This is a genomic window from Hymenobacter cellulosilyticus, from assembly GCF_022919215.1.
Lineage (GTDB): Bacteria > Bacteroidota > Bacteroidia > Cytophagales > Hymenobacteraceae > Hymenobacter > Hymenobacter cellulosilyticus.
The window spans coordinates 5,342,726-5,367,859 of record NZ_CP095046.1 but is presented as its reverse complement, the minus strand read 5'-3'; the positions used below and the strand labels follow the sequence as shown (position 1 = coordinate 5,367,859).

The following is a 25,134-nucleotide window of genomic DNA, read 5'->3' as shown; positions in this document are numbered from 1 at the left end:
AAGTTAGACTGTAATGTGTAACGGAACTCTCACTTCTAACCTCTCAACTCTCACCTCTTCATTCAACTAATGATTGCTCTTGGTATTCTTCTGGTACTCGTGCTGCTGCTGGTCGTATTCGGCTTGCTGTTCCGTATCCAGATATTGACTTCCATTTTCTCGGGTAGCTCTGCGCGCGAGATTGGCACGAGTAACCGCGTCAACGCCATCCTCTTCATCATCTTCATGATTGTTGGTGGAGCTGCGTTTGCTTACTCCTTCATCGAGAACTATGGCAAGATGAACCCGCCGATTGCGTCGGTTCACGGCTTTGAGATGGAGCGCCTGTTCTGGACTACGATGATCATTATTGGCATCGTGTTCGTTCTGACTCACATTGCGCTGTTCGTGTATTCGTACAAGTACCAGCACCAGGAGGGTCGTCGCGCTTACTTCTTCCCTCACAACAACAAGATCGAGATTATCTGGACCGTAATTCCGGCCATCGTAATGGCTGGTCTGGTATTCGCTGGCTGGAAAGAGTGGACCAAGATTACCGGTCCAGCTCCTAAAGACTCGGTAGTACTGGAAGTAATGGGCAAGCAGTTCAACTGGCTTGTGCGTTACCCCGGTCGGGATCAGAAGTTGGGCGTGGTAAACTACCGCTTGATTGACGCCACCAACGAGTTCGGCTTCGACCTCAGCGACAAGAGTGGTTTGGACGACTTCGTGGCCGGTGAGATTCACGTGCCCAAGGGACACCCAGTGCTGCTGAAGATTCGCTCACGCGATGTACTGCACGCTGTCTACATGCCGCATTTCCGCGTGCAGATGTACGCTGTGCCCGGTATGCCAACTAAGTTTTGGTTTACTCCAACCAAGACGACCGATGAGATGCGTGCTCAGCTAGGTAACCCCAAGTTCAACTACGAGCTGGCCTGTAACCAAATCTGTGGTCGTGGTCACTTCGCCATGAAGCTGAACATTGTTGTGGATGAGCCAGACGATTACGTGGCTTGGTTTGCCCAGCAAAAGTCCTTCTCGGAGCAGAACCCTGATGTTCTGGCTAGCTTCAAGCAGAAATCGGATAAATTGGTAGAAAAGGAAAACGCTTCAGCTGCTGCTGTTGTTGTAACTCCGGCTGCCAAGGCCTCGCTCTAATTCTTATTTAACGCACGCTCTCTTCTATGGCTGCTAATCTTCCTACTCACTCGCAAGTGCAGGGTGGCATCGGGGTAACCGAGCCAAGTACTACGCACGACGAGCACCTGCACCACGACGAGCACCATGATCAGCACTGGCTGTTCAAGTACGTCTTCAGTCAGGACCACAAAGTAATTGCCAAGCAGTTCCTAATTACGGGTATCTTCTGGGCAATCATTGGTGGTACTCTTTCCAGCTTGTTCCGCCTACAGCTCGGCTGGCCCGAGTCGACCTTTGAGTGGCTGTCGCCATTCCTGGGTAAGTGGATCGAAGCTGGTAAACTCAACCCCGAGTTTTATTTGGCTCTGGTCACAATGCACGGTACCATCATGGTATTCTTCGTGCTAACGGCTGGCTTGTCGGGTACCTTCTCCAACTTCCTGATTCCGCTGCAGGTTGGTGCCCGCGACATGGCTTCGGGCTTTATGAACATGCTTTCCTACTGGTTTTTCTTTATCTCCAGTGTTATCATGTTCGCCTCGCTGTTCATCGAGACGGGTCCTGCCGCTGCTGGCTGGACAATTTATCCACCGCTGAGCGCTCTGCCCCAGGCTATTCCCGGTTCGGGCTTGGGTATGACGCTGTGGCTGGTTTCAATGGCGCTGTTCATCGTGTCGCAGCTGCTGGGTGGTGTTAACTACATCACTACGGTAATCAACCTGCGTACTCGCGGCATGTCGATGTCGAAGCTGCCCCTGACCATCTGGGCCTTCTTCCTGACGGCTATCCTGGGTCTGCTCTCTTTCCCAGTTCTGTTCTCGGCCGCTCTGCTGCTGATCTTCGACCGTTCGTTCGGTACGTCGTTCTTCCTGTCGGATATCTACATTGCCGGTCAGGCACTGAACCACCAGGGTGGTAGCCCAATTCTGTTCCAGCACTTGTTCTGGTTCCTGGGTCACCCCGAAGTATACATCGTTATTATGCCTGCCATGGGTATGGTATCGGAAATCCTGGCAACCAATTCGCGCAAGCCAATCTTCGGCTACCGCGCTATGATTGGCTCGCTGCTCGGTATTTCGCTGCTCTCGTTCGTTGTGTGGGCTCACCACATGTTCGTAACCGGCATGAACCCCTTCCTTGGTTCGGTGTTCATGTTCCTGACGCTGATTATTGCTGTACCATCGGCTGTAAAGACTTTCAACTGGCTGGCGACCCTGTGGCGCGGTAACATCCGCTTCACCACCGCCATGCTGTTCTCGATTGGCTTTGTGTCGCTGTTCATTTCGGGTGGTCTGACCGGTATTATCCTAGGTAACGCTGCCATCGACATCCAGATGCACAACACGTACTTCGTGGTAGCTCACTTCCACTTGGTAATGGGTTCGTCAGCCTTCTTCGGTCTGTTTGCTGGTGTGTATCACTGGTTCCCGAAGATGTTCGGCCGTATGCTCGACGAGAAGCTTGGTTATATCCACTTCTGGCTGACCTTCATTGGCGTATACCTGGTGTTCATGCCAATGCACTACGTTGGTATTGCTGGTTTCCCCCGTCGTTACTACGCTTGGACTGGTTTCGACTCGTTCAGCCAGTTTGCTGACTTGAACAAGTTTATCTCGGCTGCTGCTATCCTGGCCTTCCTCGGTCAATTCATCTTCGTCTTTAACTTCTTCTACAGCATTTTCCGCGGCCGTCGGGCTACCGAAAACCCCTGGAAGTCGACGACGCTGGAGTGGACGACGCCGGTGGTTCCTGGTCACGGCAACTGGCCCGGCGAAATCCCTGCCGTATACCGTTGGCCCTATGACTATAGCAAGCCCGGTGCCGCTGAGGACTTCATCCCGCAAAACGTACCGTATTCGCAGACCCAGTCTTCGAACTTGCCTTACGAGCGCGACACCGAAGAATAGCCTGCTAAATGCCATCTGAAACGGGCCGCTGTATTCACGGCGGCCCGTTTTTTATTACCCAGACATGGGGAAATCCGGTACCGGCATCACCGGCTGGGTTTCCCCATTTTGCTGTCTAATCAAACCGTCTTTTCGATTGTTTCATTAGTAGCATAAGCACTCGTAAAGACTATGATTGTACCCGCATTTGTGCGCCGCTTCCGCCTGATTGGAATCGTAACCGTAGTGGCTGTTTACATCCTGATTATGGTAGGGGGAGTAGTGCGCAGTACCGGCTCTGGAATGGGTTGCCCTGACTGGCCGAAATGCTTTGGAACCTGGATTCCACCTACGCAAGCCAGCCAGTTGCCCGCCAACTACAAAGAAATCTACACGGCTCAGCGCGTAGCCAAGAATCAGAAACTAGCTAAAACGCTCCAACGGCTGGGCTTTAAACAAGTGGCCGGCGAGATTTTCGCCCACCCCACGCAATACATAGAAACCGACTTCAACGTCACCAAGACCTGGATTGAGTACGTCAACCGCTTGGTAGGGGCCCTGATTGGGGTGTTTGTTTTCTTGACAGTCGTGTTTGCGCTACCGTACTGGCGGCGTGACCGAAGCGTATTTTGGTTGTCTTTCTGGTCCTTCCTGCTGACCGGAGTTCAGGGTTATCTGGGGTCGCTGGTTGTATCAACCAACTTGCTGCCTATCATGGTGACTATTCACATGGGTCTGGCGCTGCTTATTGTAGCCTTGCTGATCTACGCGGTAATACGCTCCCAGCGCGAGACGGCCACCTCAGAGCCAGTGCCCGTAGCTCCTGCTATGCCCGCATGGCTGTGGCTGATTACGCTACTTACCTTTGCCCAGATCGTGCTGGGCACTCAGGTGCGCGAGGAAGTAGATATAGTAGCTAGCACGGCCAACTATCTGAACCGCACGGCTTGGGTTGAGCAGTTAGGCAACGTCTTTAAGGTCCACCGCACGTTTTCAGCTTTATTGCTGCTCCTGAATGCCTACGTGGCTTACCGGTTATATCAGTTGCCCTCAAATCAATTGCGCCGAATGGCTCTGCTGAACATGGGGCTAATTGGTCTGGAAATCGTTGCGGGCATTACGCTGGCGTACTTTGCCTTACCGGCGCTGGTGCAGCCCATTCATCTCACGGTAGCTACCGTCTTATTCGGAACCCAGTTTCTGACTATTGTTCTGTATAGTCGGGCAACGAAATTCGAGCGGCAGGCCGCTTATCCGAGCGTTGTTGCGTAACTTTGCGGCCCCGTTTGAGGCTGATCTGGCGGGAGTTTTGATTGCGTAAGAATGACGAAAGCCAAAGCCTATTTCCAGTTAATCAAGTTCCGACTGGCATTAACGGTGGCCTTTTCTAGTGCCATCGGCTACTTGCTCGGTGCGCAGGAGTTTGATTGGAGCCGGGCCTTGCTCGTATTGCTGGGCGGACTGGCCGTGACGGGCTCGGCCAACACCATCAATCAGATTCACGAAATTGACCTTGACAAGCTCATGAAGCGCACGGCCAAGCGGCCGTTGCCGACGGGCGTACTGTCGGCTGCTGAAGCTTGGGTCTTTGCCCTTGTGATGGGCATTGCGGGGTTGTTTATCCTCGGGTACTTTTTCAACACGCTGGCGGCTGCGCTTTCCCTGCTGTCGTTGATTCTGTACGGCTTCGTATATACCCCGCTCAAGACCATTTCTCCTATTTGCGTGGCCGTTGGAGCCATTCCGGGTGGGATGCCGCCGCTGCTGGGCTGGGTGGCCGCTACGGGCGTGCTGGGTACGGAAGCCTGGGTGCTGTTTGGGATTCAATTCATGTGGCAGTTTCCGCACTTTTGGGCCATTGCCTGGGTTTTAGATGAGGACTACAAGAAGGCCGGCTTCAAGATGCTGCCCACCCCGGGCGGCAAGGATTTGCGGACGGCTTTCCAGATCATGACTTACACGCTGCTGCTGATTCCGCTGAGCTTGCTGCCCCTGCAGCTGGGCATGGCGGGCAAAACCTCAGCGCTGATTGCCGTGGTCTGTGGAGTCCTGTTTTTGATGCAGACCTTTTACCTGATGCGAACCTGCTCTAAAAAGGCTGCCATGCGCATTATGTTCGGGTCGTTTCTATACCTGCCAATCGTGCAGATTGCGCTGGTTTTTGATAAAATTTAACGTTTCAGGATGGCAACTTCCGAAATTTTGCAAGACAAAGAAGCCGGCACGGGTACCCACCCCAAGCGGCTGCTACTGTGGCTGATGATGATCAGCATTACGATGATTTTTGCTGCCTATACCAGCGCCTACATTGTGCGGCGGGAGGAAGGCAACTGGCTGGAGTTCGATTTGCCGGGCGGCCTGCTCTACACCACTGTTGTGATTCTGCTCAGTAGCGCGACTATGCAGTGGGCTTACTTTTCGGCGCAAAAGGACGAGGTGCGCCGGGCCCAAATCGGTCTATTCCTGACGTTTGTACTGGGCCTCGTGTTTCTGGTCGGGCAGTGGAACGTGTGGGGAGACCTGGTAGAGAACAAGATCTTTTTCGGCGGCGTAGACGCAAACCCATCTGGCTCCTTCCTCTATGTGCTGACCGGCGTGCACGGTTTTCACTTAATTACGGGCCTAATCTTTCTGCTCATCGTATTGCGTAAAAGCCTGAACTATCAGGTACATTCCCGCCAGATGCTCTCCATTGGCAATGCCACAATCTACTGGCACTTCCTCGGCGCGCTTTGGTTGTACCTGTATTTGTTCCTACTTTTGAACCACTGATTTCGTTTTTACTTCGCTCGTTATGTCCACCACCTCCACGACGCAGACGCTTCACAACAACGCCTCCATCGAGCGGCCCCGCTCCGGGACCTGGGATGGCGGCAATGAACCCTTTAAGGCTAGCTATGGCAAGCTGATGATGTGGTTCTTCCTGCTGTCGGATGCCTTTACGTTTGCTGCCTTCCTGACAACCTACGGGTTGATGCGCCACCGCCACCTGGCTTACACCGGTGACCACGCCAAATTTGAGTTTTCCACGGCGTACTGGCCTATCCCCGACAAAGTTTTCAACTCCTTCCCCGGTCTGCATGGCATGGATTTGCCGTTGGCCTTCGTGGCGTTGATGACGATGATTCTGATTTTCAGCTCCGTGACGATGGTACTGGCCGTAGAAGCCGGCCACCGCATGGACAAGGCCGACGTACAGAAATGGCTGTTGTGGACGCTGCTCTTCGGGGCTACGTTCGTAAGCTGCCAGGCCTGGGAGTGGAGCCACTTTATCCACGGTACGGACGCGGGCACCAAAATGCTGGACGGTACAATTTTCCATGGTGCTAACCTGCAGATGAACCAGTACGGTCCCGTACTATTTGCCGACCTGTTCTTCTTTATCACCGGCTTCCACGGCACTCACGTATTTAGCGGTCTGGTGCTGCTGACCTGGGCTTTCATCGCTACCACCAACGGTACTTTTGAAAAGCGTGGCCACTACGAGATGGTAGAGAAAATCGGTTTGTACTGGCACTTCGTAGACTTGGTGTGGGTATTCGTATTTACCTTCTTCTACCTCGTTTAATACGAACCCGTTTCGTCACTTCACTTCGCTTTTAATTCCCTACTCATATGGCTCATCACGCAACTGACCACACCCAGCCAACCGGTGAGATTCCGCGCCCCGTTACGGGCTGGATCTGGAGAACATTCTTTGTTCTGGTCGGCATTACTGCCCTGGAATTTGCCGTAACCTTTATCATGGACCCGAGCACCTTCCGGAACTCGATCCTGATTATCCTCACCATTTTCAAGGCTTTCTTTATCGTGGCTGAGTTCATGCACCTCAAGCATGAGACCAAGGGCCTGATCTGGTCCATCATGATACCTATGGCTTTGCTGATCTGGCTGATGGTGGCCCTGATTACCGAAGGCTCGGCTATCGGCGAGACCATCTACAACGCGTTTAAGTAACCAATGCGGCCCAAGCAAACCCTGGTCCTGGGCCTCATTCTGCTATTGCCGGTACTAGCGTTTTTGTTTCTGAAAACCTTCGGTACCAATCGTTTCGCGCTGCCAACTTACCTGCCCGACCGTGTCGATTCGACGCTGGTAGGGGGGAAGTGGCAGCGCGATACTGTTTTTCATACCTTGGCTGATTTTCGACTGCCCTCACAATCGGGGCGCGTGATAAGCCGGCAGGACCTGAATGGCGGGCTCTATGTGGCCAATTTCTTTTTTGCCACCTGCCCCGGCGCTTGTCCACGGGTGAGCAGCCAGATGATGCGGGTGCAGGAGAAGTTTCGCAAGGAGCCCCGCGTAAAGCTCGTATCCTTCACCGTCGACCCCGAGCACGACTCGGTAGCCGTGCTGGCCCGCTATGCCGAGCAGTACAGCGCTATTGCCGGGAAGTGGTTTTTCCTGACTGGCAACAAAGCTGAGCTATACCGGTTAGCAACGCAGGAGTTTCGCCTGCCGGCTCCCTCGGGTACTGCCCCGGGCATTGTGCACAGTCAGAACCTGTATCTGGTGGACCGCAACCACCAGGTGCGGGGCATTTATGACGGCATGAAGCCGCGGGAGGTAGAGCGCCTCATCACCGAAATCAGCGTTTTGCTGTACAATTATGACCACGACAAGTCCGGTCGTTAATCCAGGGAACAACGCCCGGATCAAGGCCATCATGATTACCCTTGGAGTGGCTATACCAGTGGTAGTAGCCATTCTGCATTTCTACTCCAAGTCATTTCATATTGCCGGTGCCCAGGTAAAATTTCTGCCGGCCGTAAATGCGGTGCTCAATTCCCTGACCGCAGTATGCCTGCTGCTGGGTTTCTACTTTATCCGGCAGAAACAGGTACTGAAACACCGGGCGATGATGGGCACGGCCTTCGTGCTGGGTGCCCTGTTCCTGGTTTCCTACGTGGTATACCATTCCCAGGTAGACTCCACTGTCTTTGGGGGAAGGGACTGATTCGCGGCATCTACTACTTTATCCTGCTGACCCATATTCTACTGGCAGCCGTAACGGTAGGTTTGGTGCTGTTCACGCTGTACTTCGCCCTGACGGAGCAGTTTGCCAAGCACCGGCGCATTGCCCGCTGGACCTTTCCCATCTGGCTGTACGTTTCGATTACGGGCGTAATCGTGTACTTCATGATTTCGCCGTACTATACCTGATTCGCAGGCAACTTTTTCTCACGCAGTAGGTTTTCAAATAGATGAAAAAGATAGGAGCTGGATTATTTGCCCTGATGCTAGCCGTGCTGTTGAGCGTGGCCCCACTGGGCGCACAAGCACAGTGCACCATGTGTAAAACACAGGTGGAAGCTGCCCGCACCGAGAAGGACTCATACGATACCTCGGGCCTGAATAAGGGCATCGTGTACCTGATGGCCATTCCTTACCTGCTGATTGGCACGGTAGGTTACTTCTGGTACCGCAACAGCCACAAGAAAAAGAAGTAAGGCCTGAAGCCGCCTGACTCTTTCCGGTTTGGCAGTATGCAACAGCTAGAAAACGAAACCGTGTTTTGCTCACACTGTTGTTTCGCTAAGTCAGGTGGTGATGCTGTGCTTTTTTGGTGGCATACGCCTCCGGACCTCCGTCTGATAGGCTGGTTTGCAAACTTCTACGAATAGGAAATGCCGCCCTTTGGCGGCATTTTTGTTGGGCCCCGGTTCCAAAATTTCTCTGTTGTAGCCATTACGTATTACCTCTGCTGTTGAAGTCGTCCCGTTTTTCACCCTTTGTCGTGCTGCTGGTGGCCACTCTCTGCTTTGTGGGGCCTTCCTGAGCAACCAGTACGGGACGCGCGCTTCCGGCGTATTGCTGCACACCGACGTGGTGCGCCTGCAAAACCTGGTGGAAGGGGCCGAGCAGGTCGCTCAGCGCGAAGGCACGGATGTGGCCCGGCGCCTGCTGAGCGGGGAGCTCAACTTTGGCACTTTGGTCGGCCGTACTACCTACCCCTGCTTTGTCTTCCGCGGCGAGAAGCTCCTGTACTGGTCGGACCATACCACCCGGCCCGAGCCCGAGAATGTAGGCCAGCCGTTCCGCGAGAAGCTGGTGGAAATGAAGTTTGGCTACTATCTGGCGTTCCGGCAAACGGCGGGCCCCTACGTAGTGCTGACGTATATTCCGCTGGAAAAGCGCTACGGTATAAGCAACCGATATTTGCGGGAAGGGTCGGAAAAGGCTCTGTTTCGCGGGCTCAACGTGCGGATTATGCCCAACATGCCGGGTTCCCGCCTGCCGTGGCTTCGTTCCCAGGAAGGCAAGTATCTGTGCTCGGTGGAGAGCTTGCAGAGCAACCCCATAACGGGCAAATACCTGCTGCTCGCCTTTCTGGGGCTAGGCACAGGGCTTTACATTGTGGGCTGGCTGGTCTTGGCCAGGCGCCTTCTGGGCCAGGGTCGTATTCTGGCCGGTACCGCCAGTATCGTGGTGCCGCTGGCGGCTTATCGGGCGGTATTGCTTTATCTGGGCCTGCCTTTTTCCATTGTGGAACTGCCGCTCTTCGACCCGCGCCTGTATGCCGCGTCCTGGCTTTCCCCCTCCCTGGGCGACCTGCTCATCAATGCCCTGCTGCTCACCCTGACGGCATATTACCTGCTGCTGCTGTTTCGGCGCTACGGTATGGTGCGGCAGCTGCGCCACATTCAGAACTTTTGGGGGCGGGTGGTCAGCGGGGCCGTAATAGTTATGGCTTTCTGGGGCTACTGGAGCTATTGTTCCGGTTTTACGCCAATAGTTTCAATAACTCCCAACTGGTACTGGATATCACCCAGAATATTCAGGTTTCGAATTTTAAGCTGCTGCTGGGCCTGGCCATCGTGCTGCACACGGGTAGCTATTTGGTTGGGTTTTATATCCTGTCCCAGCTTTTCATTGCCATTGGCCGGCCCTCTACCCGCCGGCTGGGCGCTGCTTTACTGGCGGTTTCCACTTTACTGTTCCTGCCTACGGGTGTAGCGCTGGGCCAGTCGACGGCCATTCTGCTGGGCCTCACGCTGCTGTTTTTCCTGGTGGTACGCATCACCGGGCTCAAGCAGATTGCCTCCATCGTGCCCTATCAGGTGTATCTGTTCATCTTTCTGATGCTGGGTATCAGCTCGGCCGTTGGGGCGCTGGCGTTGTACGAGCATTTCGACCGGCAATTGGTGCTGACCAAACAGAAGATTGCCGGGAACCTGCTGGTAGATAATGACCTGCAAGGGGAATACCTGCTGGCCGAGCGTACCCGCGAAATGGCCGCCGACCCGCTGATTCGGGCCATGCTGGCCAGCCCGTTTAGCAATCAGGACGTGGTGCGGCAGAAGATTGTCAAGTACTACCTGCGCGACTATTTCGACAAGTACGAGGTGAAAGTAACTCTGTTCGACCCATCCGGCAAGCCGATTCAGGAGCCCAAGTCGACAGTTCAACTGGGTGCGATGCGCCGGCAGCTGCTGCGCGCGGCCGTAGCTACCGACCAGCCCGACGTCTACCTCATTCGCAACCCCAACTCGTTTAGTACCCGGCGCTACGTGGCCTTTGTGGCCGTGCCGAGCCCGCGCGGGGCAATAGCAGCGTGCTGCTAGAGCTGTCCTTGAAAAAGCTGGCGGCCTACAGCGTGGTGCCGGAGCTGCTGGTTGACCAGAAGTTCTTCCAGCCCAGCCTGGGGCCAGAGCTCAGCTACGCAGGCTACGAAAATGGCCGTCTGGTGTACAATGAGGGCGACTTCGACTACGTCAACCAACTCTCGGCCCAGCAACTGCTCGACCCGCGTCTGTACAGCTCCGGGTTGTCAGTCAAGGGGTTTCACCACCTGGCCGTGCGCGGCCCCCAGAACCGCACGGCGGTAGTCACCACGGCAACGTACTCCGTAGCCGACTGGCTGGCCAACTTCTCCTTCTTGTTTTTGCTGCACACCTTTTTCTCCCTGGTGTGTATCGGGGTTACATGCTGGCCCGGGGCCGATACTTCGAGGCTTTCCGCACCAACTTCAGCACCAAGATTCAGCTGTTTCTCAACTTTGGCATTCTCGTGCCCCTGGTGGTAGTAAGTATTGCCACGGCCAGCCAGGTGACCAACTCCTACAAGCGCGACTTGCTGCGCACCTATGAGCGGCGGGGGCGAACGGTGCAGGAAAATCTGCTCAAAAACCGCGGCGTACTGGCCGACACTGCCAGCCGTACAGCCCTGGTGGATCTGGCCGAAAACGTGTCGAGCCTGACCGAAACCGACCTGAACCTCTACGATGCCCAGGGCGTGCTGCTGGTAAGCAGCCAGCCCCTCATCTTCGAGACGGGCCTGCTGAGCCCTTTGATGAATCCGCAGGCCGCCGCTGCCTTGGCCGAACAGGCTCAGCCCCGGGTGCTGCTTACCGAGCGGGCCGGCTCCCTGTCCTTCAACTCGCTGTACCTGCCGTTGCGCACGGTTATCGGGCCGGAGCGGGCCAACGTGGTGGTGGGCTACGTGGGCATTCCGTTTTTCGACTCGGAAAAAGAGCTGGACAACAAGCTCATCGAGCTGATTTCGACCATTCTGAACATCTTCACCGTGATGTTCATCCTGTTCCTAGTGCTGACTTTTATTGCCTCCCGGATGCTGACTTCGCCGCTGAAGGTGCTGACCGAGAAGCTGCGGCATACCACCCTGACCGGGCAGAACGAGATGCTGGCCTACGAGTCGTCAGACGAAATCGGGCTGCTGGTGCGCGAGTATAACGCCATGCTGCTCAAGCTGGAGGAAAGCAAGCAGGAGCTGGCCACCCAGGAAAAAGAGGCCGCCTGGCGCGAAATGGCCCGGCAGGTAGCCCACGAAATCAAGAACCCGCTGACGCCGATGAAGCTGAGCCTTCAGTTTCTGCAGAAGGCCATTGCCGAAAAACGGCCCAACGCCGAGGAGCTGATTAGCCGGATTTCCCAGACCCTGATTACCCAGGTCGACGTGCTCAGCGACATTGCCACCTCGTTCAGCAACTTCACCAACCTGCCCGCCATGCGCCCCGAGCGGCTCGACGTGGCTTCCATTCTGCGCCGCTGCGTAGGCCTGCACCAGGGGGAGCCCGGGGCGGCAAAATTGACCTGAAACTGACGTCGGAGGCCGAAGACGGGCAGTACGTGGTGTTTGCCGACGAGAATCTGCTGGTGCGCACCTTTAATAACCTGCTCATCAATGCCCTGCAGGCCGTGCCCGAGTCGCGCAAGCCCTTGATTCAGGCCCAGCTCGAAATCGTGGAAGAGGACCGGGTACGGGTGTGTATTCAGGACAACGGGGCCGGGATTCCGGAGAACGTGCGCGACAAAGTGTTTGTGCCGAACTTTACGACCAAGGAATCCGGCTCGGGCATCGGGCTGGCCGTGGCCCGGCGCGGGATTGAAAGCGCGGGCGGCAAAATCTGGTTTGAAACGCAGGAAGGCATCGGTACCACGTTCTGTATTGAGCTGCCGCTGGCTCCAGCGTAGCTTTGCAAGCGCCGGCCGCCTAAGTTCTGGAGCCGGTACAAGAAGAACCGCCTTGTTCCGGGAGTTCTAACCCCAAGTTCTCCTGGCGGCTGGCACGAAATGGCTGCCGTTGCGCGTTGTTGAGCCGCATTACTACCCGCCGAGAATTAACCCGTTGCCAGTACCGAATGATCAGCAGCAATACGCTTCAATTCCTGCGCATTTGCCTGTTGGTGCTCGGAGGGCTGCTGGGCGTACAGGCGGCCCAGGCCCAGCAACAACGGGACGTGCCATCATCGCGGCGCTGCCGCTGGGTGCGCCTCACCCCGGGCCGCGACACAACCAGCTTTACGCTGACGGATTCGGTGACCATTGTGCCTTCTTCCGTGAGCGTCCTGGGCCGCTCCGTGGACTACGACACCCGCACCGGCCGCTACCGGATAGTGCGCCCGGCGCCGGCCGCCGCTCCTGATTCCACCGGTGCCATACCAAGCCCCGTGGCCGACTCGGTGCTGGTGTGCTACCGGGTGCTGCCGCTGCAGCTGGCCGGCCCCGCTACCGGCGGCCCCGTTCTCTGATGGACAGCGTGGGCTTCGGACGACGCCCGTTCGGGATGCAGGATTTTGCCGTCAAGGAGCAGATTCTTAGCACACCGGGCATCAACAAGACCGGTAATTTGTCGCGCGGCATTTCCTTTGGCAACACCCAGAACGTATTTGTCAACTCCTCGCTCAACCTGCAGCTCGACGGCAAGCTCACCGACGACATCACGCTTACGGCCGCCATCAGTGACCAGAGCGTGCCGTTTCAGCCCGAAGGCAACACCCAGCAGCTCCAGGAATTCGACCGGATTTATATCACCCTGACTCATCCGCGCTGGAACCTAACGGCCGGCGACGTGGTGCTGCGCAACAAGCCCGACTACTTCCTGCGCTTCTACAAGAATGTGCAGGGCGCCGCCATCGAAGCTAACCTGACCACCAAGCCCGGCTACCGCAGCACGACCACGGTGGCAGCGGGCGTGGCCAAGGGCAAGTTTGCCTCCATCGACATTGCGCCCATCGAGAACGTGCAGGGGCCGTACCGCCTGCGTGGCCCCAACGGCGAGCAGTTCATCATCGTGCTGGCCAACTCCGAGCGGGTGTACCTCGACGGCCGCCTGATGACCCGGGGCTTTGATTTCGACTACGTCATCGACTACAACCAGGCCGAGGTAACGTTTTCGCCCCAGCACCTGATTACCCGCAACTCCCGCATTAAGGTCGACTTCGAGTATTCCGATTTCAACTATGCCCGCTCGCTCTACCACCTGAGCCACTACCAGGAAGTGGGTAAGCTGAGCGTGCACGCCAACTATTACCGCGAAGCCGACAACCCCGACAACTCGCCCAACCTGACCCTGGACGACACCACCCGGGCCCTGCTGCAGCGCGTAAGTGAAAACGTGAGTCAGGTGAGCGCGCCCGGGGCTACTGCCGAGCAGTACGACCGGCGACAGGTGCAGTACAACCAAACCGAAGTGCTGGACCCCGGCACTCAGCAGCTGGTCAGAATCTACACCTACCCGCCCGACTCCACCCGGCAGGTGTACACGGTGCGCTTTACCGACAAGGGCACGGGCGGCGGCAGCTACAACCTGAGTACGCGCTATACCAATGCCAACGGCCGGGTGTACGAGTACGTGGGGCCGGGCCGGGGGCGCTACCTCGACGAGCGGCTCTTGCCCACACCCCTGGAAAAGCAGATGGTTTCGGTGGGTGCCAATTACCGCCTCGATTCCACTACGGCTGTCTTCGTGAACGTGGCTTCCACGGCCCTCGACCTCAACCGATTTTCGCCCCAGGCCGATAAGGGGCAGGCCCTGCACGTGGGCTACACCGTGCTGGACCGCACGCTGGCCCTGCCTGTGCTTAAGTCCTACAAGTTTCGCAGCGCCCTGGATTACGAGTACACCAGCCACCGCTTCGCACCCATCGACCGGTACCGGGACATTGAGTTTGACCGCAACTGGAGCACCACCAGCACTGTGCAGGGCAACGCTACCCGAAGGGCAGCGCGGGAAGACAACGTGCTCAATTTCTCGGTGGGCGCCGTAAAGGATGCCAACAACCTGATCAACTACCGGGTGACGCGGCGCTACCGGGCCGACGAAGTCAACGGAATTCAGAACTGGCTGGATGTGGCCCAGAAGGTGGGGGACGTAGAAATGCGCGCCGGCCTGTTTTTGCTGAGTACCGAAGCCGGGCGGTTCCGCTCGCAGTGGGCCCGCGGCGAAGCCGCCGCCCGCTACGCCCGCGGCCCGATTGTGCCCGGCTACGCCTACCGCTTCGATAAAAACCGGGTGGCCCTGCCCAGCGGCGACTCGCTAAGCTCAGCCAACTACTTCGACGAGCACAATGTGTTTGTGCAAAGCCAGGACAGCGCCAAAACCCGCTACCGCCTCGACTACACCTACCGGCGCGACCAAACGCCTCTGCTCAACGAGCTCCAAACTCGCGGGCAGGCCCAAACCTGGCAAGGCACCCTGGCTACCCGCCTGGGCAAGAACCAGGACCTGAATCTGCTGGCTACCTACCGCGACCTGAGTGCCCGCGACAGTGCCCGCCAGAGCACCGTGCTGGGCAAAATCGACTGGAACGCCACGTTTCTGCAGAATGTGCTGCGCTCGGAGCTGAGCTACAGCGTGGCTACCGGCCGGGAGCTGCGGCGCGACTTTTCCTTTATTGCCGTGGTAGCGGGGCAGGGCACTCACTACTACCAGGATACCAACAAGGACGGAATTCAGCAGAAGGACGAGTTTTTTGAAGCTCAGACGCCCGAGGCGCAATACCGGACCTACATCAAGGTATTTTTGCCCACCGACGACTACATCGTGGCCTTTACCAACCGCTTCGGCTACCGCCTTACCCTGAATGCCCCGCGGCAGTGGCGCGACCAGCCCGGCTGGCGCAGCCTGCTGGCCCGATTCTCCACCATCAGCAGCGTCACCCTCGACCGGCGCACCATCGACAAAAGCCTGAGCTCCCGCCTCAACCCGTTTGCTTTCCAGACAGCCGACACGCTACTTCTGTCGCTGAATAAGCAGCTGCGCAATACGCTGTACTTCAACCGCTCCAACCCGATTTTTGGGGCCGAATTTACCGTGCAGCAAACCCAGCAGAAGGTGCTACTTTCCCAGGGCTTCGACCTGCGCAACCTGGCCAGCCAGTCGGTGCTGCTGCGCCGTACGCTGGCCCAGTCCTTTACCGGGCGACTCAATACGGCCCGCAGCATCCGGGAAAGTATTTCCGACTACTCGCCGACCCGCAACTTCCGGCTGCTGATTTACGAAGTGACGCCCGAAATCAGCTACCAGCCCAACAGCACCCTGCGCTTCACCGGTACCTACCAGCGCCTCGACAAGCGCAACACCGCCGGCCCCGACCAGGATATTCGCGGGGTGTTTGATGAGCTAGGCCTGGAAACACGCGTCAGTCAGGTGAGTAAGCGCACGGTGAGCGGCACGGCCCGCTACGTGCGCGTAGGCTTCGATGACGACCAGACCTCGCTGGTGGCCCTGGAAATCCTGAATGCCCTGCGCCCCGGCAGCAACTTCACCTGGAACCTGAACGTGGAGCAGCGCCTGAGTAACGGCTTGAACATCACCCTGGCCTATGACGGCCGCAAGCCCAACGGGCTGGCCCCCATTCATACCGGCCGCATGCAGGTGTCGGTGCTGTTTTAGCCCGGCGCTGCTATGCCAATGCCCCGAACCGGGCTGCCTGGAACCAACCAGGCGCACCAATTCGGGGCATAACAAGTAGGGCAGCTGCGGGCTGGCGTCGGCGCATCTAGCGGATTTCCACCTGCATCTTGCTCTTCACGGCCTGCACGGTCTTGGCCTGGGAAGGGTTGACCTCAGCCCGGGCAGCCACTGGCCGGCTGCCGGCGCGGGTAATCAGCTCCACGGTGATGTTGTCCAGGGTTTTCTCTTCTTCACGCAGCGTGGTGAGCGGGAAAGCAGCCTTTACTTCCAAGTGGGTCTGGCAATTGATGCAGGAGCCCGAGTCCCAGCGGCTCAGCACGGATTTGTAACCGATAAGCTCTTTCTTTCCGTCCTTTTCCGCAAAAGCCGCGATGATAAAGGAGCCCTTGATGGGCGCCTTGTTGACCTGGGAAACGTGCAGCACTTTGGCGTCGGGGGCTGGGGCCGCTACGGCCGGAGTAGCTTGCGCCGTAACCGGCACCTCAGCCAAAGAGCCGACCGTATACGTGTAGCCCAACTGGGTTTCGATATTGATACAGTCGTGCGAGGTGTAGAGCGGTCCGTCGTTGTCGAGGCCGTGCTTGAATGGGTTCAGAGCGGTATCCAGAGTCAGCTGGGTGTCGGGAGCAATGCCTGGGGTGGGACCCTGCGCATCCGAGGAACTCGTGCCGGGGTACGAGGCAATAATTTCGAGCTGGTCGGTGGCTTGGTGCTGCTGCTGCCACAGCCAGAAAACCCGGTCGATGTTGCAGTGGTGAAAGTAGAAGATGGGGTCCAGGGCAGCGGTGTCGTTTTCGCCCATGTCGCCGTTGGCATCCTGAATCAGTGACAAGTCGGTGCCTGGTACGTCGAACCCGCCCACGGCCAGGTGAATATCGTTGTGGGGCTGCTCCAGTGGCATCACCTGCTCGGCGGCGGGCTTATCCTTGTTCCATTCCTGGGCCGAAGTTGTGTTGGAAAACACCGTGTAGTTGGGCGCCTGCAGGCACTGCTGAAACTCCGCCAAAATTCCAATCGGGTTGTCAGTGCCATTGTAGAAGGTGTGCTTCATCCACTGCACGACGTTGGAATCAAGCAAGCCAATGTTCTTCTCCGTATCGGGATACTGCGCGTTATGGGCGGTGGTAGCGGCCTGGTCCTGAGGCGTTCCTACGAGGCCCGACAGCGGGTAGCGCACCGTTTGGTAACCGATGGGCTTCGAGTAATTTGGGTCGTCGGGGTTGTTCTGATTATCCGTTTGCACAGCATCGACGATGGCCACCGGCAGCGTGAAGGACCGCAGCGGGTTCGGAATCACAACTCCGTCCAGCGGGTAGGTTTCGGCCGTGAGTACCTTCGGAATGCCGGTGCTCAGGGTGTAGCTGTCGGTTTCGTCCCAATACGGCAGCGTCACGTCTTCGCAGCCGGGAATGCTGCGCAGCGCCTCCTCAATTTTCAGGCAATACACCCGGTGCCAGGTCGGAAACAGCACGTTGCCGTGGTTGCAGTAGCCGCCCCAATAGGCTCCGTTGGTAGCGCCTTCGCCCCGGAAAGGCTCCCCGTGGTAGCCACCCAGATTGAAAAACGACTTAAGATCATCGGCAGGCAAGGTCTTGATACCGGCCCAGGCCCGGATTAGGTCGTCGAGGGGCTTGGTATTACCGGCGTCGTACTCTTTTTGCAGTTCGGTTACGGAGTAGCGGGTGCGGATAGCGGAGGGAGAATTCATGCGGAAACGTTAGATTTAATGCGTGATAAGGTGGTAAAGGAGAATGTGTTGAGCAGGGAGCCCGCAACCAGGGCGGCAATGCCGGCCAACGCCAGCCACGAGCTCAGGCCCAGGCCGGTGCGGGCCAGCAGAATACAGCCCGCGCCCACTATACTGCAGGCAAAAGCCGCATACCGCTGCGCGGCCAGCTGCCGAAAAAGCAGGTATAAGTGAATCAGCAGCAGTCCGACCAGGCCGGGTAGCATCCAGGGCTGGTAGGAGGGCAGCCAGGTAATGCCGATGCTGCCCAGCACGCTCATGTAAGCCGCCCAGCAAAGCGGGCATTTGGGGAAGAAGGCAATGCCGATGCTGACCAGGGCAGGGGGAACCACCTTGAGTAAGTGGCTGGCCGTGACGCGGGCTTTGCTCGCAGGGGCCGGCGGGGCGGGCTGCGCGCAGCCACAGGAGCAGGAATTTGGTAGAGTAGCGGTTTGCATGCTGGTCAAGTGCCTGACTTGTTGATCGAAGCAGAGCAAATGTAGAGCTTGCCCAAAGCCGCTCTGCACGTAGAAAAGCCCGTTTTCAGAACCGCGTATTAATACTTGGTTGAGGTTTGTCCAGGGCTTCTTCGGCCAGCTGAAGACTGAGGCGCACACAGAAAAGCCGCTCCTGACAACCATGATTCTGGCTGCCAGGAGCGGCTGTTTTCTTGCAGTAAGAAGCTTAGCTACGGCGGGTTATTTCCCGGCCTTACAGCGTCAGGAGCTTGCGCAGGTGGTTGACCACGGCCAGCTCAGCCTGACCCGCGGGGCCTTGGCCGCGTCCAGCTGCTTAAGGGCCGTGGCCTGCCAGGCGGCGGAGGGCTTCTGGCCTTTTTCCAGCATCTGCAGACGCTCCAGGCCCAGGGCCGAGAGCAGCCGCAGCTGGGTTGAAAGCGGGGCATATTCCCACAAGCTGGAGCCTTTCAGCAGCAGCGGCTGGAGTTTCTGGTCATTGCTTTCCCAGGTGCGGAGCTGGGAGTTCAGGAATGACAGCAGGGCCTTAGAGCTGGCGCCCTTAAACCGCTCGGCGGCCGGGGCCAGCTCCAGATACTGATTCAGCCCTTCCACGGCCACCCCAAACTGCCGCGCCGCTTCCGACTCGGCCGGGGCCGCGTCTACCAGGCGAGTGAGTGGGGTAGTGGGCGTATAGGTGAAGCCCTGGAAATGGCGCTTGTACTCTTTTACGGGCTCTAGTACCCCGGCCAACGTGCGCAGCGCGGCCACGTCGCGGCCCCGGCCAGTTGCGCCAACAGCTGCTCCGGGGCCTTGCGGTGCCGCAGCCCCAGGGTTTCGAGCTCGGCCGAAATCACGCCCAGGCGGCGGTACATATCGGACACGTCGCGCACGTAGGCCGCCGACCACAGCCGCTCGGCCACCGCCGCGGCCCGGGGCCAGATGCGGCTTTCGATGATGACGCTGTCGGCAAACTCCGACCACATAGTCGCCTCACCGCCCAGAATCAAGCCTTTCTGGCTGGCTGAGAGGGGCGCATCGGCCGGCACCGGGTCGTTGAGGTAATGGCTGGCGGCTGTCAGGTTCAGGTCCAGGTAGTAGCCGTTGGAGAGCAGCGCAGCGTGGCCCTGCTTGGCGGCGTCGTAGAGGCCTTTGCGCCCGCGCCAGCTCTGAATAACGGCATCCTGAGGCAGGCCCGGACCCAGGATTTCGTCCCAGCCCACCATTTTCTTCTGGTACTTGGTTACAAACTGCAGAATGCGCCGGTTGAAGTACGTTTGCAGGGCGTGCTTGTCGAGCTGCCCGTTGTCCTTGAGAAAGCCGTTTTCCTTCGACCAGGCCATAATGCGCGGACTGCGCCGCCACTGCCGCCCGTCGTTTTCGTCGCCGCCGATGTGGAAGTACGGGTCGGGAAACAGCGCCGTCATTTCACCCAGTACCTTGTCGATCAGCTGGTAGGTGGTTTCCTTCGTGGGGTCCAGGGCAATGTTGAGCGTGCGCCAGGTCTGGGCCGGGCCGTAAGTGGAGTCGATGGAAGCCAGCTCCGGATACGCGGCCATCCAGCTGGTAGTGTGGCCGGGCATGTCGAACTCCGGAATCACCCGAATGCCGCGCTGGGCCGCGTACTGAATAACCTCGCGCACCTGCGCCTGGGTGTAGAACTGCCCGCCTACCTGGTGCAGGCGGGCAGCACTTTGCTTTCGACCCGAAAGGCCTGGTCGTCGGAAAGGTGCCAGTGGAGCACGTTGAGTTTCACGGCGGCCATGCCGTCGAGGTTGCGCTTGAGCACGGGCAAGGGCATAAAGTGCCGGGCAGCATCAATGAGCAAGCCCCGCCACTTGAAGCGGGGCGAATCGGCAATATCGACTTCGGTAAAGCCAAGTTCCTTTTTCTCCGTGCTTAGTAGCTGGCGCAGCGTAGCCAGGCCGCGCAGAATGCCCAGGTGGGTGTTGGCCGAGAGAGAAATGCCCATGGGCGTAACGCGCAGGCTGTACATTTCGTCGTCGCCCAGAACGGACAGCTGCCCGAGGTGGCCGTAGTAGATGGTCAGGTCGGCGCCGGCGCCGGAAGTCACGAACTGGGTAGCCAGGCGCTGGTTGTTGGCTTGCCGACCCAGCCAGTTGCCAAACTCCGTCAGTGTGGGCCGCAGCGCCGAATCAGCCTTAGGTCCTTGCAGCTGCACCCGCCACTGGCCTTTCAGCGCAAAGCGGCTTTTGCCCCACTGCACCATGGATGGCACGGGCAGCAGGCCCCGCGTATCGGTTACCAGGGGAGCCTGGGCCGCCAGCGGAGAGGCCTTCAGGCACCAGAGAAAAACGACGACTATAAACCGGGACAGAAGGGGACGAATCAGCATAAGCAAAGAAAGCAGCGAATGTTAAAGGTACGCAACGACCGGGCCTGAGTGCACGAAACCGGCTATGATCCGCTATTTTGGTGCTTTTATCGGCCCAGCGGCCCCTTCATCGGACTTATACCAAGTATGAAATCTGCCTCCCGGCTTGCGTGGCTTCTGTGCGTGGGTATTTTGTTGAGCACGGCTTTTCACACCTGGGTGTGGCACAAGGAAAAACTTGAAATCATCAGTTCCGACACGGCGGGCTATTACCTCTACCTGCCCGCAGCCCTGATTCACCACGACTTGCGGCAGCTCAACTTCCGGGACGAGATGATAGCCAAGTACCGGCCCACGCCCCGGTTTGAGCACGCCCACCGCGACTCGGTGTCGGGCAACTTCGTGCTGAAGTATTCTTCCGGTCTAGCGTTGCAGGAGCTGCCGTTTTTTCTGGTGGCCCACGCCCTGGCCCAGCCCCTGGGCTACCCCGCCGACGGTTATTCGCAGCCCTATCAGTGGGCGCTGCTGGTAGCCAGCTTGCTGGTGGCCTTCGGGAGTTTGGCCCTGGTGCGCCGGGCGCTGCTGCCGCGGTTTGGGGAGTGGCCCACCGCCCTGACGCTGCTGATTCTGGTGCTGGGTACTAATTACCTGGTGTACAGCGCTGGGCAGGGCGCTATGACCCACAACTGGCTGCTGGGCTGGTACGCGGTGCTGCTGCTGCTTACGCCCAGCTTTTACCGGCGGCCCACGCTGGGCAAAGCCCTGGGAATAGGCGCTACAGTGGGAATAATGACTTTGACGCGTCCTACCGAAATTCTGGCCGTGCTGCTGCCCTTGCTCTGGGGCTTGCAGGTTAGCCAGGCCGCGTGGCAGGAGCGGCTGGCGTTCTGGCGCCGCCACGCGGGCCTGCTGGCGGCAGCCGTGCTTGCCGGCGGCTTGCTGGTGAGCATTCAGCTCTTTTACTGGCACTACGCCACCGGCTCCTGGATTTACTACAGCTACGTGGACGAAGGCTTCGACTGGCTCAAGCCCCACATCTGGGAAGGAGTGTTCAGCTTCCGCAGCGGCTGGCTGATGTACTCACCTATGTTGCTCACGGCCCTGGTGGGCTATGCGGCCCTGCGCCGGCAGCAGCCCGACGCTTTCTGGGCAATGGTGGTGTATCTGGTGCTGTTTATCTACGTCACGTTTGCCTGGCAGCAGTGGACCTATGGCGGCGCCCTGGGTTCCCGGGCCATGATTCAGAGCTACGCCGTGCTGGCCTGGCCGCTGGCGGCGGCCTTGCACTGGCTGCTGGCCCGGCCCCGCTGGGCGGCGGCTTACGGGGTGGTGGCCGTGGTGGGCTGCTACTACAGCGTCTGGCTGATTTTCTCGGGCTTGGTGTTTGTCGGCGACATGACCCGGTCTTACCTCTGGCGCATCTTGTTCCGCTACGAGGTGCCCGTCGAAACCCGCCTGCTGCTGGACAGCAACTCGGAGTTTACCGGCACGCCTGCCAAAGTCCGGGTGCTGTGGAAGCAGGATTTTGAGCAGGAAAAACTCGGGCTGTGCGGCACTCCGGCCCTGGAAGGCAACTGCTCCCTGGCCCTGGATTCCCTGCATCCGCAAAGCACGGAGTACGTCCTGCCCGCCCGCCCCGGCGACTTCGAGTGGGTGCGGGCCTCGGCCGTGGCCAAGGCCAACTACAAAGAGTGGGAAATGCCCCGCATGACCCAGTACGTCATCCGGTTTCGGCGCGGTACGGAGGTGGTGAAAGAGCGCACGGTACGCCTGCAGCGCGCCCTGGAAGACAACTGGCCGCGGGAGCTGCACTTCGATATGCGCCCCCCGAAGGATGATTTCGACAACGTGTCGGTCGTGTTCCTGTACTACGGCACCAAAACCGGCCTGCTGCTCGACTCGGCTACGCTCACGGCTTTCGACGAGGAATAGCAGTTGCGCGTCCTAAATCAACCCCCGCGACTTAAACTCCAGGTAGCGGTTGATGGTATTGACGGTGAGCTGCTGGGGCGGGGTGAGCAGGCTGTAAATACCGTAGCGCTGCAGCTCGCGCACAATCTGGCGCTTCTCCTGGGCAAATCTCTCGGCAATGGTCTGGTTGTACACGTCGGCCGTGCTGGTCGCGGGCTGGTCGAGGTAGTGCTGCAGCTCGGTGTTTTCGAAGAACACCACCAGCAGCAGATGGTCTTTGGCCAGGCCCCGCAGGTAAGGGAGCTGGCGTTGCAGGCCGTTGAGGGTTTCGAAGTTGGTAAACAGAATCAGCAGGCTGCGCTGCCGGATTTTAGACTTGATGTTGGAGTACAGCAGCTGGTAGTCGGTTTCCAGGTAGCGGGTGCGCTGCTTGTAAAGCACTTCCAGAATCTTCTGCATGTGGCCCGCCCGCCGCTCGGCCGGCACCACGGTGCTTAGCCGGTCGGCAAAGGTCAGCAGGCCGGCCTTGTCGTGTTTGAGCAGGGCAATGTTGCTGACCACAAGGGAGGCGTTGATGGCATAATCCAGCAGGCTCAAGCCCTCAAACGGCATGCGCATCACCCGGCCTTTATCAATGAGGCAGTACACTTGCTGGGCCCGCTCGTCCTGGTAGTGGTTCACGACCAGCGTATCGGTGCCGGTACCGGCGCGGCGGGCTGTGGCTTTCCAGTTGATGGTGCGCGGGTCGTCGCCAGGCACGTAGGGCCGGATTTGCTCAAACTCCATGCTGTGGCCCACCCGCCGGATGCGTTTCACCCCGATTTCCGTAAGTCGGTTGCTGATGGCTAGCAGCTCGTACTGGCGCATCTGCAAAAACGACGGATACACGGGCACCACCTGCTCCTGCCCGTAGCGGAAGCGCCGCTGCGCCAGCCCCAGCGGGGATTTGACAAACACGTTCAGGGCTCCAAACTGATACTCGCCCCGCCGCACCGGCCGCAGCTGGTAGTGAATGATGCTCGTTTGGCCCGCCGGTATCGTCGCCCGAAACAACACGTCGCGGCGCTGAAACTGGGGCGGAATCTCGTCGATGGTTTCCGTCGTGACCGGGAAGCGGTAAGTGTTTTCCAGGTAGATGGCCACGTCATTGTCGCTACCGTTGGCCAGCTTGTCGCCCAGCACCCGCCGGCCAAACACCCCGCCGGCTCCGGTGCGCGCCGGGGCATACAGCAGCAATAGGTCAACCAGCGTCAGCACCACCAGCAGGCCCAGCACCAGCTGCATGGGCACCAGCAGGGCCGGCCAGAAAAAGGCTACCACCAGCCCGAAGACCACGGCCAGCAGCAGCAGGAAAAAGCGCAGGGTCAGAAACAGGGATTTCAAAGCGGGCAGTCGGAATACAGGCGTGGCGGAACCGCGAAAACGGCTAATCCGGGTGGTTAGAACAAGCTGCGGGGCTAGCGGGGCACTTCAATCTGCTGTACTATCTGCTTGACCACGTCGTCGGCCGTCTGGCCTTCCATCTCGCGCTCGGGCGTGAGCAGAATGCGGTGACGCAACACGTGGGGTGCCAGGTACTGCACGTCTTCCGGCGTCACGAAGTCGCGGCCCCGCAGGGCGGCCAGGGCTTTGGCCCCGTTGAGCAAAGCCAGGGAAGCCCGCGGCGAAGCCCCAGATACAGGCTTTTGTGGGCCCTCGTCTGACCCACGAGCCGGGCAATGTATTCCAGCAACTGGGGCTCTACGTGCTGGCGCTGCACCTGCTGGCGCAGTTCGCGCAGGTCGTCGGCGGTCAGCACGGCCTGCACCTGCTCGGGGCCGTGCTGCCCAGGCCCGCGTGGTGGCCCTGCAGAATGGCTACTTCCTCGTTTAGGCTGGGGTAGCCCACGTTCAGCTTAAACAGGAACCGGTCGAGCTGGGCCTCGGGCAGGCGGTAGGTGCCTTCCTGCTCAATCGGGTTCTGGGTAGCCAGCACCACAAACGGGTCGGTCATGGCGTAGCGCGTGCCGTCCTGAGTTATCTGCCGCTCTTCCATCACCTCAAACAGGGCTGATTGGGTCTTGGCCGGGGCCCGGTTGATTTCGTCGATGAGCACGATGCTGGCGAAGATAGGGCCGGGCCGGAATTCAAATTCCGACTTATTGGGCAGGAATACAGCCGTGCCCAGCACATCGGATGGCATCAGGTCGGGAGTAAACTGCAGGCGGCTGAACGACACGGCCAGGGTGCGGGCCAGCAGCTTAGCCGTAAGGGTTTTGGCTACGCCGGGCACGCCTTCCAGCAGCACGTGCCCGTCGGCCAGTACGGCGGTCAGCAGCAGTTCGGCCAGGTCATGCTGACCCACAATCACCTTGCTTAGCTCCCGCCGGATGGCCTCGGCGTGGCGGCTCAGGCTGCTTAGGTCGGTGCGGGGAACAAAGGCTGCCGGAGCTTCGGGCGCCGCCGCTGGGGCAGATGGCTCAGCGGCCGGAAAGGGAGAGTCAGAGGTGTTTTCCATGGGAAGAGGCCGCGAAGCGACTCGGTAGGGGAAAAATGTCAGTGA

At 58.7% G+C, this 25,134-nt stretch carries 20 protein-coding genes and 3 pseudogenes; 17 read left to right on the top strand and 6 right to left on the bottom strand.

From position 1 onward, the window contains the following. Window positions 1–69 precede the first annotated feature (69 nt). From MUN79_RS26260 to MUN79_RS26185, 16 genes and pseudogenes are all read left to right on the top strand, one after another. Window positions 70–1,140, top strand: a complete 1,071-nt coding sequence (locus MUN79_RS26260) for a cytochrome c oxidase subunit II (RefSeq protein WP_244675442.1) — start codon at window positions 70–72, stop codon at window positions 1,138–1,140. A gap of 26 nt (window positions 1,141–1,166) precedes the next feature. Beyond that, on the top strand, window positions 1,167–3,029 hold the full coding sequence (locus MUN79_RS26255; RefSeq protein WP_244675441.1) for a cytochrome c oxidase subunit I: 1,863 nt from the start codon (window positions 1,167–1,169) through the stop codon (window positions 3,027–3,029). Between the two features lie 171 nt (window positions 3,030–3,200). After that, window positions 3,201–4,280, top strand: a complete 1,080-nt coding sequence (locus tag MUN79_RS26250) for a COX15/CtaA family protein (RefSeq protein WP_244675440.1) — start codon at window positions 3,201–3,203, stop codon at window positions 4,278–4,280. Window positions 4,281–4,331: 51 nt separating this feature from the next. Next, the gene (gene cyoE / locus MUN79_RS26245; RefSeq protein WP_244675439.1) at window positions 4,332–5,183 is read left to right on the top strand and encodes a heme o synthase; all 852 of its coding nucleotides are present in this window, start codon (window positions 4,332–4,334) and stop codon (window positions 5,181–5,183) included. Window positions 5,184–5,192: 9 nt separating this feature from the next. Next, window positions 5,193–5,780, top strand: a complete 588-nt coding sequence (locus MUN79_RS26240; protein WP_244675438.1) for a cytochrome c oxidase subunit 3 — start codon at window positions 5,193–5,195, stop codon at window positions 5,778–5,780. A gap of 22 nt (window positions 5,781–5,802) precedes the next feature. Further along, entirely contained in the window at window positions 5,803–6,576 is a 774-nt protein-coding gene (locus MUN79_RS26235; protein ID WP_244675437.1) for a cytochrome c oxidase subunit 3, read from the top strand. Between the two features lie 47 nt (window positions 6,577–6,623). Next, window positions 6,624–6,965, top strand: coding sequence for a cytochrome C oxidase subunit IV family protein (locus MUN79_RS26230; RefSeq protein WP_244675436.1), 342 nt, complete (start codon window positions 6,624–6,626; stop codon window positions 6,963–6,965). A 3-nt stretch (window positions 6,966–6,968) separates the two neighbouring features. After that, entirely contained in the window at window positions 6,969–7,643 is a 675-nt protein-coding gene (locus MUN79_RS26225) for an SCO family protein (protein ID WP_244675435.1), read from the top strand. Beyond that, window positions 7,618–8,171: pseudogene (locus MUN79_RS32120) on the top strand (DUF420 domain-containing protein). The gene MUN79_RS26225 and the pseudogene MUN79_RS32120 overlap by 26 nt, the downstream one beginning before the upstream one ends. Window positions 8,172–8,212: 41 nt before the next feature. Continuing rightward, complete coding sequence (locus MUN79_RS26215) at window positions 8,213–8,458, top strand: CAMCR motif-containing small membrane protein (protein WP_244675434.1); 246 nt, start codon at window positions 8,213–8,215, stop codon at window positions 8,456–8,458. A gap of 361 nt (window positions 8,459–8,819) precedes the next feature. Next, on the top strand, window positions 8,820–9,965 hold the full coding sequence (locus MUN79_RS26210) for a hypothetical protein (RefSeq protein WP_244675433.1): 1,146 nt from the start codon (window positions 8,820–8,822) through the stop codon (window positions 9,963–9,965). Window positions 9,966–10,581: 616 nt separating this feature from the next. Further along, on the top strand, window positions 10,582–11,034 hold the full coding sequence (locus MUN79_RS26205) for a hypothetical protein (protein WP_244675432.1): 453 nt from the start codon (window positions 10,582–10,584) through the stop codon (window positions 11,032–11,034). After that, window positions 10,920–12,065, top strand: a complete 1,146-nt coding sequence (locus MUN79_RS26200; protein ID WP_244675431.1) for a histidine kinase dimerization/phospho-acceptor domain-containing protein — start codon at window positions 10,920–10,922, stop codon at window positions 12,063–12,065. Before MUN79_RS26205 ends, MUN79_RS26200 begins: the two co-directional genes overlap by 115 nt. 32 nt (window positions 12,066–12,097) lie before the next feature. Further along, window positions 12,098–12,442: an ATP-binding protein gene (locus tag MUN79_RS26195; RefSeq protein ID WP_244675430.1), complete on the top strand. Its 345-nt coding sequence runs from the start codon at window positions 12,098–12,100 to the stop codon at window positions 12,440–12,442. A gap of 167 nt (window positions 12,443–12,609) precedes the next feature. Beyond that, window positions 12,610–12,999, top strand: coding sequence for a hypothetical protein (locus tag MUN79_RS26190; RefSeq protein WP_244675429.1), 390 nt, complete (start codon window positions 12,610–12,612; stop codon window positions 12,997–12,999). Next, window positions 12,999–16,145 (top strand): DUF8818 domain-containing protein, encoded by a 3,147-nt coding sequence (locus tag MUN79_RS26185; protein WP_244675428.1) that lies wholly within the window; start codon window positions 12,999–13,001, stop codon window positions 16,143–16,145. Before MUN79_RS26190 ends, MUN79_RS26185 begins: the two co-directional genes overlap by 1 nt. A gap of 106 nt (window positions 16,146–16,251) precedes the next feature. On the opposite strand, the gene MUN79_RS26180 is transcribed toward MUN79_RS26185, so the two are convergent. The 4 genes and pseudogenes from MUN79_RS26180 to MUN79_RS26165 all read right to left on the bottom strand — a co-directional run bounded on the left by MUN79_RS26180 (window position 16,252) and on the right by MUN79_RS26165 (window position 20,703). After that, complete coding sequence (locus MUN79_RS26180; protein ID WP_244675427.1) at window positions 16,252–17,874, bottom strand: tyrosinase family protein; 1,623 nt, start codon at window positions 17,872–17,874, stop codon at window positions 16,252–16,254. Next, window positions 17,871–18,245, bottom strand: coding sequence for a hypothetical protein (locus MUN79_RS26175; protein ID WP_244675426.1), 375 nt, complete (start codon window positions 18,243–18,245; stop codon window positions 17,871–17,873). Before MUN79_RS26175 ends, MUN79_RS26180 begins: the two co-directional genes overlap by 4 nt. Window positions 18,246–18,611: 366 nt before the next feature. After that, window positions 18,612–19,118 (bottom strand): hypothetical protein, encoded by a 507-nt coding sequence (locus MUN79_RS26170; protein ID WP_244675425.1) that lies wholly within the window; start codon window positions 19,116–19,118, stop codon window positions 18,612–18,614. Further along, window positions 19,085–20,703, bottom strand: a pseudogene (locus tag MUN79_RS26165) (beta-N-acetylhexosaminidase). Before MUN79_RS26165 ends, MUN79_RS26170 begins: the two are co-directional and overlap by 34 nt. A 126-nt stretch (window positions 20,704–20,829) precedes the next feature. Here MUN79_RS26165 and MUN79_RS26160 point away from each other — a divergent pair. After that, complete coding sequence (locus MUN79_RS26160; protein ID WP_244675424.1) at window positions 20,830–22,614, top strand: hypothetical protein; 1,785 nt, start codon at window positions 20,830–20,832, stop codon at window positions 22,612–22,614. Between the two features lie 12 nt (window positions 22,615–22,626). Here MUN79_RS26160 and MUN79_RS26155 read toward each other — a convergent pair whose 3' ends face one another. Both MUN79_RS26155 and MUN79_RS26150 read right to left on the bottom strand, forming a co-directional pair. Continuing rightward, window positions 22,627–23,985: a DUF58 domain-containing protein gene (locus tag MUN79_RS26155; RefSeq protein ID WP_244678393.1), complete on the bottom strand. Its 1,359-nt coding sequence runs from the start codon at window positions 23,983–23,985 to the stop codon at window positions 22,627–22,629. 65 nt (window positions 23,986–24,050) lie between these two features. Further along, window positions 24,051–24,942: pseudogene (locus tag MUN79_RS26150) on the bottom strand (AAA family ATPase). Window positions 24,943–25,134: the final 192 nt, after the last annotated feature.

Bases quoted from the DNA above. Each gene is read 5' to 3' on its own strand.
- MUN79_RS26230 (WP_244675436.1), top strand. From the start codon at position 6,624: ATGGCTCATCACGCAACTGACCACACCCAGCCAACCGGTGAGATTCCG.
- MUN79_RS26180 (WP_244675427.1), bottom strand. From the start codon at position 17,874: ATGAATTCTCCCTCCGCTATCCGCACCCGCTACTCCGTAACCGAACTG.
- MUN79_RS26225 (WP_244675435.1), top strand. From the start codon at position 6,969: ATGCGGCCCAAGCAAACCCTGGTCCTGGGCCTCATTCTGCTATTGCCG.
- MUN79_RS26185 (WP_244675428.1), top strand. From the start codon at position 12,999: ATGGACAGCGTGGGCTTCGGACGACGCCCGTTCGGGATGCAGGATTTT.
- MUN79_RS26250 (WP_244675440.1), top strand. From the start codon at position 3,201: ATGATTGTACCCGCATTTGTGCGCCGCTTCCGCCTGATTGGAATCGTA.
- MUN79_RS26190 (WP_244675429.1), top strand. From the start codon at position 12,610: ATGATCAGCAGCAATACGCTTCAATTCCTGCGCATTTGCCTGTTGGTG.
- cyoE (WP_244675439.1), top strand. From the start codon at position 4,332: ATGACGAAAGCCAAAGCCTATTTCCAGTTAATCAAGTTCCGACTGGCA.
- MUN79_RS26255 (WP_244675441.1), top strand. From the start codon at position 1,167: ATGGCTGCTAATCTTCCTACTCACTCGCAAGTGCAGGGTGGCATCGGG.
- MUN79_RS26240 (WP_244675438.1), top strand. From the start codon at position 5,193: ATGGCAACTTCCGAAATTTTGCAAGACAAAGAAGCCGGCACGGGTACC.
- MUN79_RS26260 (WP_244675442.1), top strand. From the start codon at position 70: ATGATTGCTCTTGGTATTCTTCTGGTACTCGTGCTGCTGCTGGTCGTA.
- MUN79_RS26215 (WP_244675434.1), top strand. From the start codon at position 8,213: ATGAAAAAGATAGGAGCTGGATTATTTGCCCTGATGCTAGCCGTGCTG.
- MUN79_RS26160 (WP_244675424.1), top strand. From the start codon at position 20,830: ATGAAATCTGCCTCCCGGCTTGCGTGGCTTCTGTGCGTGGGTATTTTG.
- MUN79_RS26235 (WP_244675437.1), top strand. From the start codon at position 5,803: ATGTCCACCACCTCCACGACGCAGACGCTTCACAACAACGCCTCCATC.